Source organism: Prosthecochloris sp., assembly GCA_015482705.2.
Lineage (GTDB): Bacteria > Bacteroidota > Chlorobiia > Chlorobiales > Chlorobiaceae > Prosthecochloris.
The window spans coordinates 1-17,744 of the sequence record JADMLA020000002.1; the positions used below are offsets into that span (position 1 = coordinate 1).

Below are 17,744 nucleotides of genomic sequence, written 5' to 3' on the forward strand. Positions count from 1 at the left end.
TCGGCCGAAGCCATACCGCTTTGGATTTTCGTATTGGCCTCACCCAGCATTTTTATGGGCCCCATAGCCGAATACAGGCTGAAAGCAAAGACAATCAACTCATTCGCCGTCATAACCCCCTCGAACACCTGTAAACCCCCGAACCAGAGCACCATGGCAACAGCCATGACCAGCAACGTCTCATTGAGAGGGCCGATGATGTTTTTCAGCCGAAAAATCCTCAGGTTCAAACGCCGGAAATCGCTGGTAAAACTCTTGAACCGACCTATTTCGACATCTTCGAAGCCGCTGGATTTAATGACTTTGATACCGCTGAACTTTTCCTGCAGTACGGAGTTCATATCCCCCATTCTTTGCCTTAAAACCTTGGAGAGCTTTTTAACTCTGCGCCCGATGATTCTGATAACGAAAAAAATGACAATGGAAACAGCGAATGCAAACAGGGTCAGCTTCCAGCTCAAGACGAACAACACACCAACGTATACAAATATTGAAAACGGGTTCTGAATGAAGTTGATAAAGGTCGAGCTGATAGATCCCTGTACGCTCTGGACATCGTTGTAAACATGGTTCATCAACCCTCCAACCCGCTGGTTGTTGAAATAATCCAGATGCATTTCGATGATCGAGTGGAATACATCATCTCGTAAATCTTTCGTCGCCTTGGTTTGAACACGATAAATGATCTGCTTGTTGATATAGAGAAACAAGTTCTTGAGGGCAAACGCCGCTATCAGGAACAGACAGATATTCAGCAGCGTCCTCTGTTTCGTTTCGGCATGAAAGATCCGCTGAAACGTATCGGTCAATTGTTCCTGAAACTTCTCTGTATCGATAAGCGAATCACCTCCTGTTTTTTGGCCGGGAGGCCGAGCCCCATTGTCCATAGCTGCGTTTTCTCCCGAAACAGCTGGCGTTACAACCGTTTTATCAGCTGTAAAAATGGCATTGAGCAATGGAAGAACCGAATATATGGATACCACACCGAAAAGAGATGTCAGCATACTTATGAAAACAACGAGCACAATCTTCCAACGCGAAGGCGCCAGGTATCGTAATATTCTTACAATTAAAATATTCATGTTTTATGATCACCCTCTATCGTTTCAGCCAATAGTACCGAGAAAAGATACAATACAGCTATTTTTTGTCAATGTAACGCCTCTTCCATCGGTTATGCACCCAAAACCATTCTTCGGGGTAACGGTGAATGTACTTTTCAAGAGCTGTTGTGTATCTCCTGGTAAGCTCTTCTATGTTTTCTCTGGAAAATGAAAGATCCGAGGTATCGATCTCTTCGGCTTCGAGAACATATTTCCCGCTCTCTTGCCGCCGGCACATGAGAGCGAACATCGGCACATTTGCCCTGAGGGCGAGAAAAGCCGGGCCGAGATACACCGAAGCCTCCCTTCCGAGAAAATCCATAAAAAAACCTCCTTTCGGATCGGACTGGTCTCCAAGTACAGTCAGAATCCCTCCTTCCCTGAGCAGTTTCAATCCGTCTCTGAGAGCCTGCTTTTTATAAATCACTCTATTGCCATACAGGCAGCGTAAACGCTCGATCTCGCTGTTCACCAAGCGGTTTTTCAGTTTCTTCGCAACAACGGCAATCGGGTTTACAAGCAAGCCGATACATACCCCTGCAAGCTCCCAATTGCCGAAATGCCCTGAAACCAGTATTCCTCCTTTCCCCTGATCTCTCGTTTTGGTAAGAAAATCATCGAGATAAAGATCGATACGTTCATCGGCATCTTCACGCCCCTGTATCAACGGCAACCGTAAAACCTCCAGGAGGTTGACCGCCTGATTACGATAAACCTGACGGGCGATTCCGTCAATCTCACGACCTCCTTTCTCAGGAAAAGCGATGGTAAGATTCGTTGTAACCAGGCTTCTCCGTGATCTGAGAACATAGTAGACAAAATCCCCCATAACCCAGGCCAGACGCTCGAACTGGTAACGGTTTATGCGCCTGACCAGAAAACCAAGTAAAAGAAAGAGTCGGTAAATAACTTGTTGCCCAAAACGTCTCCATTTTTTTTGCAAGGAACCCATAAAAAACTATTCGTCTATAGCCAAACGAAGGAATAATTCAAACCTCTATTAAAAAAATCTTAATAATTCATATCTATTACATACGGATTGTAATCATTTCTTCGTAAAAACATGTCATCAAAAGTAAAGCTCCTTGCCCCCCGTACTGTCGAACGGCTCGTCAGCGAATGGAAACAACAAGGGAAAAAAGTTGTCTTCACCAACGGATGTTTCGACATTCTGCATGCAGGTCATGTACAGTACCTCGAAAAAGCGAAAGCTGCCGGAGATGTTCTTGTTGTAGGGGTTAACAGTGATGCATCGGTAAAACGACTGAAAGGTCGGAACCGTCCCATAGCACCCGAAACAGACCGCTGCACGGTTCTGGCAGGGCTTGAAGCCGTTGATGCCACGGTTATCTTTGACGAGGATACACCAGCCCGTATTATAGAAAAGCTCCTGCCGGATATTTTGATAAAAGGAGCCGACTGGCCAATCGATAAAATTGTCGGGGCAAAAACAGTACTCGAACATGGCGGAGAGGTAAAAACAATTGCATTTCTGGAGGGGCGATCGACAACCTCGATTATCGAACGTATCATTGAGATCTATTGTGGAAAAAAGTGATCGGAATAGGGTTTTTCAAATTCATGAAAAAAAGAATGACCGGAAAGGCTCTCGAGGTAACTATCCCCTGAAACCAAACGAGTACTTTGACAGGCCGACAGCGAAAACCCATGTTCCCGATGTTACGGGATGTGAACCGCTTCACGGACAACGAGGCATTCATGTAACCTTATGATTGGATTGTATGTTTGCGGACACCTCTTCCAGGGAAATGACAATAATGAAAAAGCAGGGACTGTAAACAGTTGAACAAGGTTAAACAATATATTCTCGGCATAGCCATCGGTGTATCAACACTGTTTCTAGTGATTGTGATCATTCTTGCCGTTGTACTGAACAGCGGTTCACTGGATAAACTCGTAAAGCAAAGAATAACCGATTTTTTCAATGGCGAATTTCAAGGAAAGCTCAGGATAGAAGAGGTCGACCTGCAGTTTCCATCAAAAATCATCCTATACAAACCGGAGGTCTACCGCAAAGACGCCGATAAACCGGATGTTTCGGCAGAAAAGCTCACAGTAAATCTGAATGTTCTCCGATTGCTCTCGAGCCCCTCATCGATCACGATACGTTCATTGAAAGCAGATTCGCTTTTTTTCCGTCTGGAGCACTACTCCGATGGCAGCACGAATATCGAGGACATTTTCACTTCCAGAAAAGCGGTAACAACCGAAACCCCGGCACTGGAGCTCTTCCTATGTTATAACCTCGAGCTTTTCAATTGCTCGGCAGAGTACCTCGATTTCACGAAAAAAGACGAAGAACCCGATCGCCTGGATATAGAAAACATCAACTTTCGAGGTAACAGATTCCGCTACTCCCATCAAAACATCAGTGGAGTCGTACGTGAAATCCAGTTCAACGTTCCGCAATCCAACGTCATACTACAGGAGGGATCGGCAAAACTCTCCTTTACCAACAAGCGTGTTGAAATACTGGATCTGAAGGCTAAAACCGCTAAAAGCGATGTAGAATTATCTATGGGACTCTATGAGTTCGATATTTTCTCTTCCGAGCACGCAGAAGAGCATGCCAACAGCCTGGCGATGCTTTCGGTAACATCCTCCGCGATACACACCGATGACCTTGAATTGTTTCTTCCGGAAAATCCTCTTCCTTCAGGGATTTACAGTTTTTCCGGTAATGCGGAAGGACGGCTTAGAAAAATAGACATCGATAACGCGGTCCTGTCACATAAAAGCTCCATTCTAAAGCTGAAAGGAGAACTGCTCAACCTCAATCAACCGGCGTTCTTCGGATTCAGACTCGAGAGCGACAGTTCGAGAATTTCCGGAGATTTCCTGCAAACGGCCATTGCGGATACTGCGCTCAAATCCCTTGTCGAACCGGCAGGCGATTTTGAAGTATCCGGTTACGGGCAAGGTAACATGAATGAATTCTATACCGAACTATCCATCGGTACAGAAGCTGGCGATGCCAGTCTTTCTCTGCAGGCAGAAATCGCAGAAAACACCCCGACCAGCTACAATGGAAAGTTCGCTTTACAGAATTTCGATTTTCATAGATTCCTTGTCGAAGATACTACCGTAGTGAGCGGTATAACCTGTACAGGAACTTTATCAGGAAGCGGCCTTTCACCACAACCCCTCGAGGCAGCGGTTTCGATCGACCTTCAAGACTCGTATTGGCATCAGCAGGAGTTAACCGAGGGAACCATTCTGCTGACCTACAAGAATGATGTTCTGACAACCGGATGCAGCATTAGCGACGGCAATACAAATGTTTCACTGAATGGAAACATCGACTGGAGCAGTGAGACCCCCGTCTATGAAGGCAATGGATCTGTCTCTAATATCGATCTTTCAAAAATTCTCGGTTCTGATAAGATACGCTCGAATCTCACCTTTTCAGCTCGCCTCCGAGGGGAACATTTTGATCCTGAAAAACTCAACGGAAACATCTCGATCCTCTTCAGCAAGTCGACAATCAACGATTACATATTTCGGAAAGGTTCAGAACTGACGTTCGAAATCACCCAGAAATCGCCCATATCGAAAGTCAACCTCAACAGCGACTTTCTCGACTTCAGCGCTGAAGGCAGATACACGTTCAGAGAGTTCTTTGCCGGTATAAACCTTACAGCTCTGTCGGCAACCCGCGAAATCGCGAAAAACAACATTTGGAGCACCACTCTCCCCGAACCTGCCGCAGAGAGCATCGAAAAAGATTTTTCGGCTGATTATACGCTTACGGTTCGAGACATTTCTCCTCTGGCTGTTTTTTTCCCTCTCGAAGGGTATGCGCTTTCAGGCAAGGCTTCGGGACAATCATACAGAAGCAACGGCAATCTCCACCTCACCTCTTCTATCACTATTGAAAAGCTAAGTAGAGAAACTGCTTTTTCGATAGACAACACGACGATTACGATAGCGGCTGAGTACAACGATGCCGGCTTTATCAGCACATCCGTCGAGGCAGCAGCATCCTCACTGCAAACAGGTTGGCACAACATCGAACAGCTGTCTTTACAAGCGGATTACGACAACTCCGGAGTGAGAACCCGTCTCGATCTGAGAGTTCCTGACATCCAGCGTTCGTTATCGGTAGATATAGCAGCCGTCCGCAAGAGCAATCTTTATAATGTGACACTCAACGATTTCTCAGTAACTGACCCCGATGGAAATGGGTGGACCGCCAACAAGGGAGCAAAGCTCGATATCGGAAAAAACTACTCCCGCCTTTATGCACTGAACATACGCAACAGAGAGCAGGTCATCACGTGTAACGGTTTGCTCAGTAATGAGTTAACCGGCCTCTTCGAATGCAGTATTGAAAACCTCAACTTGGAGGAACTTCAGATTTTCTTTCCCGAAGCCACACTCCAGGGCTCGATATCATCCTCACTGCGTATCAGTGGCAGCTCTAATGCAAAAACAGCCACGCTGAAACTTACCGGACAAAACCTCGCCTATGATGATGTGATCATAGGCAGCATCAACCTCCAGGCATCTCACAAAGGTCAACGACTGAACGCTGAATTTTCAACCGGGCGCATGTCACCCGAACCGCTCAACGATCTCGAGGGCAACGCGTCGATCCCCCTCAGAATCAACTGGTTCCCTCTGGAATATTCCATTCCAGAAAACCAACCTGTTTCGGCATCGTGTTCTTCCGATCACTTATCCGCAGAAATTCTCGAACTGCTCTTACCGTTCTTCGATACTGCAGAAGGCACCATTCCGGCTAAACTCACGGTAAAAGGCACAACACCCGAGCCGGACATTTATTTCAGTGCGGAACTCATGGATACGGAAATAACCGTAACTCCGACCGAAACGGTCTACCGCCTGTCCGGATCGATCGTCATTACCCCTCAGAAAGCCGATTTCAGGAAAATCACCATCCGAGATGCCCTTGGAGGAACCGGCAGAATCAACGGATCGGTCGACCTTGAAAACCTCGAAGCAACAACGATCGATCTTGTCGCATCGTTCGAAAATCTTTTACTGTTCAACAAAGAGGACAAGAAAGACGAAACCTCTTTCGGTACCATTACCGGCACATCCGACAATGTTCGCTTCTATGGCGAGATCTCACAACCGATTCTTACCGGTAATCTGCAGATTACCGACGCTGATTTCACACTGTACAGAACAGGCTCCAATGAAAGCGCAAAATACATCGGAGTGGAACGGTTTGTCACATTCGTTCCTCGCTATCCCGAATCTATGGATCCTTCAGATGCCGAAGACACGACAAAGCTGGAAACTCCTGAATTTTATTATACCCTGATCGATATCATTCAGATTCAGAACCTCAAACTGCAAGGCAGTGCTCCACTGAAATACAACATGATATTCGACAGGACACGAGGAGAACAGCTTGAAACCACGTTGCAGAACCTTTCGCTTATCGTTAACAAAAACCAGCAAAGCTATCGCCTGTTTGGCTCAGTCAACATTTCTTCAGGAAAATACCGATTCTCCAACAGCGATTTCGATCTTGAAGACGGGGGCAGAATTGCCTGGAACAACGTCGATATAAGAGACGGTGTCATGGAAAATCTTTTTGGGAGAAAATTCGTCAACGCATCGAACGCACAAACGGGCGAAAGCGATAACGTTCGCCTTCTGCTCGCAATCCAGGGAACGCTCAACAACCCCGATGTACAAATGGGTTACTATCTCAACGATGATTCACAGCCTTACTCTTCAGAAAATATGATTGGAGCCCAAAGTAGCAAGATCGACCCGAATGCGGAACTTAACGTGATTTCACTTTTGCTCACGAAACAATGGTACGCCCGGCCCGGCAGTCAGGGTAGTCTCGGCAACGTACCGTTTTCGAGCGTGGGTCTTTCCGCCGGAACCGGTTTGCTTTCATCACAGATTTCACGATTTGTCGAAGATCTCGCTGGTTTCGAGAGTTTTAGCGTGAATGTCGGTCTAGACGATCAGGGATCTCTCAGCGGTCTTGAATTTTCATTGGCATTCCTTGTTCCGGGAACTGGAGGAAAAGTACGCTTCATCGGAACGGGTAGCAGCCCCGATATTGGGAAAACCGCTCTTTTCGATTATTATGGAAACAGCCAAAGACTCGAGTACCGTATCACTCCGAAACTTTTTTTCGAGGCTTATCGCTCGTACGGTCTTTTTGGCAACGATGTCACAACGACAAACCTTCTTGAACCCCAGGAAACCTATGGGCTGAGTCTTTCGTACAGAGAGCGATTCTACAGCTGGGAACAGTTTTGGAACAGGGTACTTGGCACCGGAAAGGAAAAATAATATCCGGTTTAACCATACGATACAAGCATTTTACGATGATTCGTGTACATTGTCTGTAACAATGTGCAATGCGCCCTGATAAGGGTTTTCATACGTGATGATAAAACAAACATTCATGAGCCTGAAAAATAAAAACATTCTGCTGGGAGTCTGTGCAGGCATCGCAGCCTACAAAATACCGACACTTGTCCGGCTCCTGAAAAAACAGGGAGCGAACGTTCGGGTTCTCGTTACTCAAGCAGCCACCAAATTCGTTACTGAGCTTACTCTGTCAACCTTGTCACAGGAACCGGTGTACACCGATATTTTTCCTGATCGTCTTTCAACAGAAGCAGACTGGACGAAACATATTTCAATGGGAGAGTGGGCTGACATGTATGTCGTCGCTCCAGCTACAGCGAACACTATCGCAAAACTCAGTGCAGGCATAAGTGATGATATGCTCTCCGCTTCATTTATCACACTTCGTCCGAACAAACCAAAACTGATTTTTCCGGCAATGGATGGCGAAATGTTCACCTCGGCCTCGGTTCAGAGAAACCTTGCCTGGCTTTCAGAGAACGGCTGCACAGTCATCAATCCTGAAAGCGGTGAACTTGCATCGGGCCAATGCGGAACAGGCCGAATGCCTGAACCCGAAGCCATCGTGAAAATTATTGATACAACTCTTGAAACAACGTTCCATCCTTCGAACCTCGAGAAAAAATCCATTGTCATAACTGCAGGACCGACAAGAGAAAAAATCGATGATGTACGTTTTATCTCCAACTACTCTTCGGGAAAAATGGGATTTGCTCTTGCCACGTCCGCTGTAAGAAGAGGGGCGAAGGTGACGCTGGTTACCGGACCGGTTCACTTGCCGACACCAGAAGGTGTCGACCGGCTGGATGTAGAAAGTACCGAAGAAATGGACCTGGCTGTAAAAGAACATTATCAGTCCTGTGATATATTTATAGGGGCAGCTGCTGTAGCAGACTACAGACCCGTGAATCATGTTACCGGCAAGCTCAAAAAAAACAGCGAAACCATGGCAATCGATCTTGTCAGAAATCCTGATGTTCTTGCTGGTTTCTCAAAGCAGAAAAAAAAGCACCAAATTGCAGTCGGCTTCTCTCTTGAAACCGCAGGAAACCTCGATAACGCCAAGGAAAAATTGGAACAGAAGCAACTGGACCTTGTCGCGTACAACACGTTTGATGGTAAAACATCAGGTTTCGAAGTCGATACCAATATTATAACACTGATAGACAAGCGTATGAACTTCTATGAACTTCCGCTGCTCGGTAAACACGAAGCTGCTGAACGAATGCTCGATATCGTTGAAGGACTCATAAGCGACGACGAATGACAAGCAAAAACGCTGGTCAGCTTGCTGGCCAAGTAGCTTGGAAGCAGTACATAAAACAGAAAGCTGACATACAACGTGGCTATCCCGCCATGAAGCGTCTACTCTTAAACAGAAACCTTTTTTCTATACGTCAATCATGCAGGGATCTCTCTTTGAAGATGATAGTCCCATTAACGCACACAATGAATCTCTGGTTCGATTCCGGGACTTGAACGACCTTTACGAACAATCAAAAGACTGTACAAAATGCCGTCTTGCCGAAACCCGCAACAATTTTGTGTTTGGAGAAGGAAACCCTAAGGCTCAAATTGTAGTCATAGGAGAAGCCCCCGGTGCCGAAGAAGATGCGCAGGGACGACCTTTTGTAGGACGCTCAGGAAAACTTCTGGACAAAATTCTCGAAGCGATCGGCTTTTCGAGAGAAGATGTGTTTATTTGCAATATCATCAAGTGTCGTCCTCCTGAAAATCGCAACCCGAACCTCGATGAAATCCAAAGTTGTATGCCCTGGTTGAAAACCCAGCTGCTGTTGATCAAACCAAAAATTCTGTTACTCTTAGGAAGGGTAGCGGCGAACACGGTGCTCGATAACAGACAGTCCATGGCAAACTTGAGAGGCAGAATTCTTCGATGGAACGGCTACGATGTCATCGTGACATATCATCCTGCCGCTCTTTTACGCAATCCGAACTGGAAACGCCACTGTTGGGAAGACGTAAAAATGCTTCGGAGTCATTATGATAGCGTGTGCTGAACAGGTACCATGTTATATTGGGAATTGAACGTATAGTCTCGACATTCCTCTTTTGGCTACCGGCAAAAACAATATTGATGAACAGAACAGTGTGTATATCGAATAAAGAGAAGGTTGAAGATATTTACTGACGATTGTTGACAAGGTTATCACGTAGTACCATGAAACAAGCAACAGCCAGAAAACATAACAAACCTCAGCTTGACCTGAGCAAGGATATAGATTTTTCGCAGGAAAGCAGGATACCTCCTTATTCCACGGAAATAGAGCAGGAAGTATTGGCCTGTATTCTGCTTGAAGGAGAACCTATCGAACAGGTCATTCAGATTTTCGGTGAAAGTGGAGAAAAAGTGTTTTACGAGCAGCGCCACCAGCTTATTTACAAGGCGATGCTTTCACTCTACCAGAAACGGCAGGCCATAGACATCATAACGGTCAGCGAGGCACTATCCCGCATGAACGAACTCGCAAACGTCGGCGGCCGGCAATACCTCGCCGAACTCACCAACAAGGTCGTCAGTTCCGCAAACATCGAGTACTACGCCAAACTTGCCAAGGAAAAGTATCTTTACCGGAAACTTATTTCTATTTCATCTCATATATCCAGCGCATCGTACAGCTCCGCAATAGACGTTTTCGATCTCGTCGAACTTGCATCGCAGCAGTTTTTCAGCATATCTCAGGCCGGCATAAAGAAAAAAGCCTCGAACATCAAGGAATTGCTGAAAAATGCAACAAGGATGCTCGAGTCTCTCAGCTCGTCACAGACGTCAGTGACCGGAACATCATCTGGTTTTTCAGAGCTCGATGATCTGACTGCAGGCTTCCAGCCATCGGATCTTATCATCATAGCCGCACGGCCTTCTGCCGGTAAAACAGCATTTTCACTTGCACTTGCCAGAAACGCTGCTGTCGATTTCGGCACACCTGTACTGTTCTTCAGCCTCGAAATGGCTGAAATTCAGCTCGCCGTAAGGCTCATGTGCGCTGAAGCTTATGTAGAATCACAGGCCGTCAGAACAGGAAGAATAACCCCTGAAATGATGGGCAAGATCATCAATAGCATGGATGCCCTTGCCGACTCCAAACTGTTTATCGACGATACACCAGGTATCTCGATCATGGAGCTTATGGCAAAAGCCAGAAGGATGAAGCAGGAGCACAACATCGGCATGGTAGTGGTCGATTATCTTCAGCTGGTTACACCTGTTCGGGACGGAAAATCAAACCGCGAACAGGAAATAGCGCAAATTTCACGATCACTGAAAGCACTTGCCAAGGAGCTTAACATTCCGATCATTTCGCTTGCCCAGCTCAACCGCTCGGTTGAACAACGTTCGGGAGACAGACGCCCGCAGTTAAGTGATCTCAGAGAATCGGGCTCCATAGAACAGGATGCAGATGTTGTCATGTTTTTATCACGACCGGAAATGTATGGTAAAAGCACCTTCGACGATGGAACATCAACGAAAGATATCATTGAAATTATCATTGGCAAGCAAAGAAATGGCCCGATTGGAGACATTCGGCTCCGGTTCCTGAAGAACTATGGCCGATTCCTTTCCACAGCGAACGTTTACAGCATGGACAATTATGGAGAAGCGATCTCCAACGTACCGGAAAGTACAACGAAACCACCGCCTCCACAATTACAGCCGCCGCTACCGGAACCGCCATCTCCACCAGGCCTGGAAGGCTCACCGCAGGACACATTTATTGCACCTGACGATGCACCGTTCTGAGTACATTGAATATCAACAAGTCAAAACCAGCTTACAGCCCGGACTTTGGCGGGAACAATTTAAGGGCAATAGTAAAGTCATTGTGTTATGAACGACCAACAACATCTCCCAGACAATCAGCCACAAGAACATGTATTTCATGGTATCGGAGCCTCGAAAGGCATTGCGATCGGGCCAGCCTATCTTTTTCTTCACAAAGAGATAGAAAATTCTTATGACAAACTGGTACCGGAAAGATTAGAACATGAGATCGAAAAGTTTCTTGGGGCATTGCAACGCTCTGAAAAAGAACTGGAAAAAATCGAACGGGTTACCACACAGAAACTTGGCCAGGCATACTCGGATCTCTTTCAGGCACAGATCATGTTGCTGCACGATCAGGTATTGATAGAAAGCATCATCAGGCGAATCCGTGACGAAAAGAAACCGGCTCAATTGGTCATTGACGAAGAGTTCGATAATTACCTCGAACACTTCAAAAAATCATCCGAAACACTCTTTCAGGAAAGGGCCCAGGATCTTGTCGACATTAAAAACCGGATTATCAGGAACCTGCACAACCAGAAACTGCAATCGAAGATACCCGAAGGCATGATAATAGTCTCCACGAACCTTTCTCCTGCCGATATCATTTTGTTCAGCAGAAACAACGTCAAAGGATTCGTCACCGAAACAGGAGGCGTGACATCCCACATTTCTCTTATCTGTAAATCACTGAATATCCCGATCATCGTTGGACTCAGCAATTTCACCCAGAAGATATCTATGGGGACCCCTCTCGTTATCAACGGAGGTGATGGAACTGCGATCACTTATCCCAATGACGATACTGTCAGGAATTATATGGATAAAATGGCAGAAGACTCCAAAATAGAAGCTGTTGCCAGTAAACTTGCAAGCGCTCCCGCGGTAACGAAATGTGGTATCAGATTACATTTTTATTCAAATATAGATGTCAAGGAAGAAATCCCTTCCATACGTTCTGCCGGGGCTGAAGGGGTTGGGCTTTTCAGAAGTGAAAACCTCTTCATCGATAACACCAAACCACCAAAGGAAACAGAACAAACCGAATACTACAGGGAGATGGCCGAAGCCCTGAACCCTGAACCGCTTGTCATACGCTTGTTTGACATTGGAGGGGATAAACTGATCTACTCTCCGATCAGCGAACCCAACCCGAACCTCGGTTGGAGAGGTATACGAATATTGATAGATGTACCGGAAATCCTTGACGCTCAGCTACGCGCCATTCTAAAAGCCAACGGCTCCGAAAACATACAGATCCTGCTCCCGATGATCTCTTCGATCGATGAAATCATGGCTATACGGGATACGCTTGAAAAACATGTCACAGACCTTGATAAATCCGGAATCGGCTTTTCGAAGCCCGAACTCGGAGCAATGATTGAAATACCGGCAGCGGTAGAAATCATCGATGAAATCACCAAAGCTGTCGATTTTATCAGCATAGGGACGAATGATCTGACACAATACACACTGGCCGTTGACAGAAACAACGAGATCGTTCAGGATCTTTTCGATAAGTTCCATCCGGCAATACTCCGCCAGTTACACCGAATAATCACCGCAGCATGCAGCAACAACTGCCGCGTATCGCTTTGTGGAGACATGGGTTCGGATCCCCTTGCACTACCGTTCCTCGTAGGGTGCGGCTTGAAAGAGTTCAGTGTTGTGAGCGCTGATATTCCTCAGTTAAAAACATTGGCCCGTCTTTTCACCGTCGATGAAACGAGGGAACTCGTCAAAGATTGTCTCAACTTGCCAACTGCTTCGAAAATAAAAGACAGACTGAAAAAATTCCAGGCCGACCATGTAGTGGCTGAACAAGAAGAAGCAGACGACAACTAACACTGCAGCGCTAAAAACCCCGTAAATCTTCAATGGTTGCAGCAAGACGTTCGGCAGCGAAATAATCTTGTACGAACCGCTCTTCCTTGACCTGCTCGAGCATAGCGCGCAGCATGGTTTTTCTGGACTCCATATCGTTCTCTTCATAGGTCTTTTTATGAAGAAGAATCAATGCTCTCCCGTTGGATATCGCTACAGGTTTCGACACACTTCCGGGCTCCATACCGATTATGGCCTCCATCAATCGGATGTCCCTGCCATAACCGGGGATCTCTTGTTCGGTGAAACGAATATTCTCTGCTGTTATAACCGATATGTCGTCAAGAGCTCCGGCAACAGCATCGAGATTACCGTTTTTTTCTTCGAGTAACGAGGAAAGCTTTTTATCGAGAGCCTCTCCCTTTTTTCTTGTCAGTAATTCGGAACGTATTCCCTCCCGTAGCTCCTCGTCCATTTTTCTGTATCCCGAGTCATTGTTTCCTGCAAGCTGCATAACGAGAAATCCTGAATCAGTTTGAATGACATCCGAAACCGATCCCTTGGAAGAAGTGAAAGCAAACCTTGTAATGATATTATTATAACCAATCTTCGGAATCATGTCCGTTTTCGTAACATAGCCGGTTGCATGTTTGTCCATCCCGAGCGTTTCGGCAGCCTGGCTAAAACCTTTCTCTTCCGCCTCTATCTGGAATTCGGCAGCCTTGCGCCTTGCATTTTCAAGAGTAGTGTCCGAGGGTCTGATGTTCCTGACAATTTCGGAACAGGTGATTGTTTTCGTATCTCTTCCTGTAACCCTGATAATGTGAAGGCCATACCTGGTCTCGACAGGACCGACAAGTGAACCTGCAGTTGCCCCAAAAACAGCTTCATCAAACTCGGTTACCATGGTATTTCTGGCGAACCAACCCAGATCACCACCTCGAGATGCCGATCCTTCATCTCGAGAATACTGTTCGGCAAGATCGGCAAATCGTTTCCCCGCACGTATATCCTGCAGTATCATGGCTGCGGTTTCTCGAGCCGCTGCTTCACCTGCAGCATCCCCCACTGTATAAGGAATAAGAATATGCGAGGCTCTTGCAACAGGTTCGCCCTTGGAAACCCCTTTGACCTTTATCAGCCGATACGTGTTACGATCTGCCACCGGACCGATCACCCCACCAACTTCGAGAGGGTTTTCATCAAAGACATAATCCCCGGCTTCTACCGAAAAATCCGCCCGGGTATACCTTTTATCGAACGTATCGGGTCGATCGCTTTGAAGATTCACAAACGCACTGTCGTCATCGGCTTCTGCAAAATTCACGGCGAGTGATTCGAGCTCGTTTTTGATCGAAAGACTGTCACGGCCTGAAGGTACTGCCGAAAAAACAACATAATCCAGGGCTCTTGTCGGTTCCTGACGAAACATTTCCCGATTTTCCTCGTAATAGGCATCAACCTCCTTATCGGTAACCGTAAAAAGCGTATCGTTACCGGCCACGCTATAGGGTACCGGGATGAAAGAAGCAGAAAATGAGCCAAACTCCCTATCAACAACAGCCTCGAGTTCTGCATCGGAAACCCGAACCATTCTATTGAGGGTCTGCTGCAGTTTCTTTTCCATCAACTCCCCCCTGATAATGTCCTCGATCCTTATCCAGATCTCTTTGTTTTCAGGAGCCATCCTCGCTTTTTCAAGTTTTTCACGATCGATCGAACCGGTTTCCTGATCGAAAAAATTCTGAACGATAACCATTGGAGGGTTGTCACTCTCGACTGCTGCAACGACTTCTTCGTCGCTGACACGAATGTTGTATTTCTCCAATTGCTCTTCGAGAATGATCTGGTTGACAACAATATCCCAAGCCCTTTGGCGCAGCTCTCTTTCGACAGCATCGGTAAGCTCTGCCTGCAATGCCTGACTCCTGAAGTTGTCGACAAGACTTTCATACACCCTTTCATAGTGCCGATATTCGATCGGTTTTCCGTTAACCTTGCCCGCCAGAGCTCCCCCTCCGGAAAAACCGTTGAAATTCATCCCCCATTCAAACACAATAAGGGCAATAAATGCTGCCACTAACGCATATAAGACAAAATGCAGCTTCTCCCTTATCCCTGTTATAACTCCCATATCTCGACGATTTTCTGATTATTCAGTTTTATTTTGTTTTGCTAATTATACGCAAAGCGTTCAAGTGAAATCCCGGCAGCTCTCCGCTGCTGACTGACGAACTATCCATCTCTCCACCCCTCTTTACCAACCAGCGGAACAAAGACAAATGCATGAAACTCCTCACGGCCGAATGAGACTCCATGACGAGTCATCACCGTCATCCTTTGCCCTGTACTGTTCCCGACGGGAATGACCATAACACCACCTTCAGCGAGCTGTGCCAGAAGTGTATGCGGTGGTTCAGGAGCGCCGGCGGTTACAATGATCCCATTGTACGGAGCATGATCACTCCAGCCAAGAGTACCATCGCCAAGGCGTTGTCGAATATTCAGACCGAGCAGACTGAATATCCCGGATGACCGTTTGAAAAGCTCCGGTATCCGCTCGACAGTATATACGGAATATCCTATACAATCGAGAATCGCTGCCTGGTATCCCGACCCCGTACCAATCTCGAGGACTTTTCCCCCCGAACAGCGCTCCACAAGCATTGAAGTCATATACGCCACGGTAAAAGGCTGTGAAATGGTCTGGCCGCACCCGATTGGAAACGCACAGTCATCATAGGCATAATCCCGATCTTTCGGATCGAAAAAAAGATGTCGTTCGACTGAGAGAAAAGCATCCAGAACCCGGGAATTGTTTATTCCATAACGCTTCAGCTGCTCGACCATCTCGCAACGGCGCTTTTTATAGGTACGAGCATCCTGTTCTTCAGCCATGAGTTCTTTTCCGATAGTTCAAAAACATGTAGTTTCCCGAATATCATGAACCTCATCTGTTCAACCATGCCGATAACATGTTTCGGGGACAGTTCCCGACAGGGAACTTATGCACTTTTCATACTCCTTTCAAAGAAACTGAACCTCAGCTTCGGCAGATTTCTTGGGGGCAGAAAGATCCCTCTCGACCAAGGCTTTTATCTCTATGTAGGATCTGCTCTTGGCAACGACCCGGCCTCCATGCCACTGGCAAGGAGACTTGTCCGTCACGCTTCCCGTTCCAGCGGCAAACCTCCTCATAAAATAAGGAGTCAGATGATCCGTTTATTCAGGAACAACAACCTTGCCACCTCTAATTTACAACCACCCACCGGTAAAAAACTCCATTGGCACATCGACTACCTGCTCGACAGCAGATACTCCCAGATCATCAACGTCTCTATCATCCGTTCTCCTCTCAGACTGGAAAGCACCGTCTCCGATTTTGTAGAATCACTTGACGAAACGTTCATCATCGCACCAAAGCTTGGTGCGCGAGACACCATAAGAGACACTCATCTTCTCGGAGTCAGAAACCTCGAGAGCTGTATCTGCGCTTTCGAGCAGAAAGTAACGTCATACTTGCAAGAGATGGAAGAACACTCATCCGTCATCGAGTAAAGCCCTTATCCCACCCGTTGAGCCATCCATGTAATCCTGTGACACCATTGAATCACCGGTTCGAACCTTATGAAACACTATTCAAGCCTCAGCATTATTCTTCACTTCCCAAGCAACGCTCCCACAAATTTTCCTCGATCGAATATCTGAAGGTCATCGATCTTTTCTCCAACACCGATATATTTTACCGGCAGCTCGAGCTCCCTCGATATCGAGAGTACAATTCCGCCTTTTGCCGTTCCATCGAGTTTGGTGACGATCAAACCGGTGACATTGACACACTTTGTAAATTCCTTCGCTTGCGAAACCGCATTCTGGCCGGTCGTACCATCGAGCACCAGCAACACTTCATGAGGAGCATCCGGAACTTTCTTCTTTGCCACCCTCATTATTTTTGCGAGTTCCTCCATGAGATGAGCCTTGTTATGCAATCGGCCCGCCGTATCAACAAGCACAACATCGGCATTCTTCGCAACAGCAGAGCTGACAGCATCAAAAACAACTGATGCCGGATCAGCATTTTGTCCCTGGCTCACCATCGGCACTCCTGCCCTGTCAGCCCATATCTGCAGTTGCTGCACCGCAGCCGCACGAAACGTATCCGCTGCTGCGATGATAACTCGTTTTCCTGCTTTGTTATAGTTATGCGCAAGCTTTGCTATACTGGTTGTTTTACCTACCCCGTTGACTCCGACAATGAGAATTACATAGGGTTTCGCCGGTAAGACAGCATCAAAATCCACAGGATGTGATTCGGGGGTATCGAGCAGCATCTCCTCCATCACCTGCATCAACATCCCGTTAAGCTCATCTTCAGAATGATAGGTTTCCTTCTCCGCTTTTTCTGTAATGCGATCAACTATGCTGAGCGTCGTTTCGACCCCTACATCCGCTGCAATGAGTATATTTTCAAGCTCTTCGAGAAACTCCTCGTCAATATCGGTCCTTCCCTGGGTAATCCTGGATATATTCTCACGAATGGATTCACGAGTTTTTGTCAATCCCTCCTTGAGTCGTGATAATTTTAGCTTGTCAAAGAAACCCATATGAAAAACAAATTGTCTATGTTATCTACAAGAACGCCG

The 17,744-nt window shown here is 46.6% G+C and carries 12 protein-coding genes; 7 read left to right on the forward strand and 5 right to left on the reverse strand.

The window, feature by feature from the left end:
• Positions 1–1,082, reverse strand: a 1,082-nt coding sequence (locus QZ209_RS00045; protein WP_294343134.1) for an ABC transporter transmembrane domain-containing protein, incomplete at its 3' end; no start/stop codon positions are given.
• 58 nt (positions 1,083–1,140) lie between these two features.
• Positions 1,141–2,055, reverse strand: a complete 915-nt coding sequence (locus QZ209_RS00050; protein WP_294343137.1) for a lysophospholipid acyltransferase family protein — start codon at positions 2,053–2,055, stop codon at positions 1,141–1,143.
• A 111-nt stretch (positions 2,056–2,166) separates the two neighbouring features.
• Between QZ209_RS00050 and rfaE2 the strand changes: the two genes are divergently transcribed.
• The 6 genes from rfaE2 to ptsP all read left to right on the forward strand — a co-directional run bounded on the left by rfaE2 (position 2,167) and on the right by ptsP (position 13,122).
• Complete coding sequence (rfaE2, locus tag QZ209_RS00055) at positions 2,167–2,661, forward strand: D-glycero-beta-D-manno-heptose 1-phosphate adenylyltransferase (protein ID WP_294343139.1); 495 nt, start codon at positions 2,167–2,169, stop codon at positions 2,659–2,661.
• A 245-nt stretch (positions 2,662–2,906) separates the two neighbouring features.
• Positions 2,907–7,409, forward strand: coding sequence for a translocation/assembly module TamB domain-containing protein (locus QZ209_RS00060; protein WP_294343142.1), 4,503 nt, complete (start codon positions 2,907–2,909; stop codon positions 7,407–7,409).
• Positions 7,410–7,524: 115 nt separating this feature from the next.
• The gene (coaBC, locus tag QZ209_RS00065) at positions 7,525–8,757 is read left to right on the forward strand and encodes a bifunctional phosphopantothenoylcysteine decarboxylase/phosphopantothenate--cysteine ligase CoaBC (protein ID WP_294343144.1); all 1,233 of its coding nucleotides are present in this window, start codon (positions 7,525–7,527) and stop codon (positions 8,755–8,757) included.
• Positions 8,758–8,893: 136 nt separating this feature from the next.
• Positions 8,894–9,511 (forward strand): uracil-DNA glycosylase, encoded by a 618-nt coding sequence (locus QZ209_RS00070; RefSeq protein ID WP_294343146.1) that lies wholly within the window; start codon positions 8,894–8,896, stop codon positions 9,509–9,511.
• Between the two features lie 161 nt (positions 9,512–9,672).
• On the forward strand, positions 9,673–11,253 hold the full coding sequence (dnaB, locus tag QZ209_RS00075; protein WP_294343148.1) for a replicative DNA helicase: 1,581 nt from the start codon (positions 9,673–9,675) through the stop codon (positions 11,251–11,253).
• 87 nt (positions 11,254–11,340) lie between these two features.
• Positions 11,341–13,122: a phosphoenolpyruvate--protein phosphotransferase gene (gene ptsP, locus QZ209_RS00080; RefSeq protein ID WP_294343149.1), complete on the forward strand. Its 1,782-nt coding sequence runs from the start codon at positions 11,341–11,343 to the stop codon at positions 13,120–13,122.
• 10 nt (positions 13,123–13,132) lie between these two features.
• Here ptsP and QZ209_RS00085 read toward each other — a convergent pair whose 3' ends face one another.
• Together QZ209_RS00085 and QZ209_RS00090 are read right to left on the reverse strand one after the other, a co-directional pair.
• Positions 13,133–15,235 (reverse strand): peptidylprolyl isomerase, encoded by a 2,103-nt coding sequence (locus tag QZ209_RS00085; protein WP_294343152.1) that lies wholly within the window; start codon positions 15,233–15,235, stop codon positions 13,133–13,135.
• A gap of 101 nt (positions 15,236–15,336) precedes the next feature.
• Positions 15,337–15,999 (reverse strand): protein-L-isoaspartate(D-aspartate) O-methyltransferase, encoded by a 663-nt coding sequence (locus QZ209_RS00090; protein ID WP_294343155.1) that lies wholly within the window; start codon positions 15,997–15,999, stop codon positions 15,337–15,339.
• Positions 16,000–16,065: 66 nt separating this feature from the next.
• On the opposite strand from QZ209_RS00090, the gene QZ209_RS00095 reads away from it, so the two are divergent.
• Positions 16,066–16,659: a DUF123 domain-containing protein gene (locus QZ209_RS00095; protein WP_294343156.1), complete on the forward strand. Its 594-nt coding sequence runs from the start codon at positions 16,066–16,068 to the stop codon at positions 16,657–16,659.
• A 101-nt stretch (positions 16,660–16,760) separates the two neighbouring features.
• Here the strand turns inward: QZ209_RS00095 and ftsY are convergent, their stop codons facing one another.
• On the reverse strand, positions 16,761–17,705 hold the full coding sequence (gene ftsY, locus QZ209_RS00100; RefSeq protein WP_294343157.1) for a signal recognition particle-docking protein FtsY: 945 nt from the start codon (positions 17,703–17,705) through the stop codon (positions 16,761–16,763).
• Positions 17,706–17,744: the final 39 nt, after the last annotated feature.

Bases quoted from the DNA above. Each gene is read 5' to 3' on its own strand.
- QZ209_RS00050 (WP_294343137.1), bottom strand. From the start codon at position 2,055: ATGGGTTCCTTGCAAAAAAAATGGAGACGTTTTGGGCAACAAGTTATT.
- rfaE2 (WP_294343139.1), top strand. From the start codon at position 2,167: ATGTCATCAAAAGTAAAGCTCCTTGCCCCCCGTACTGTCGAACGGCTC.
- coaBC (WP_294343144.1), top strand. From the start codon at position 7,525: ATGAGCCTGAAAAATAAAAACATTCTGCTGGGAGTCTGTGCAGGCATC.
- QZ209_RS00070 (WP_294343146.1), top strand. From the start codon at position 8,894: ATGCAGGGATCTCTCTTTGAAGATGATAGTCCCATTAACGCACACAAT.
- dnaB (WP_294343148.1), top strand. From the start codon at position 9,673: ATGAAACAAGCAACAGCCAGAAAACATAACAAACCTCAGCTTGACCTG.
- ptsP (WP_294343149.1), top strand. From the start codon at position 11,341: ATGAACGACCAACAACATCTCCCAGACAATCAGCCACAAGAACATGTA.
- QZ209_RS00085 (WP_294343152.1), bottom strand. From the start codon at position 15,235: ATGGGAGTTATAACAGGGATAAGGGAGAAGCTGCATTTTGTCTTATAT.
- QZ209_RS00090 (WP_294343155.1), bottom strand. From the start codon at position 15,999: ATGGCTGAAGAACAGGATGCTCGTACCTATAAAAAGCGCCGTTGCGAG.
- QZ209_RS00095 (WP_294343156.1), top strand. From the start codon at position 16,066: ATGCCGATAACATGTTTCGGGGACAGTTCCCGACAGGGAACTTATGCA.
- ftsY (WP_294343157.1), bottom strand. From the start codon at position 17,705: ATGGGTTTCTTTGACAAGCTAAAATTATCACGACTCAAGGAGGGATTG.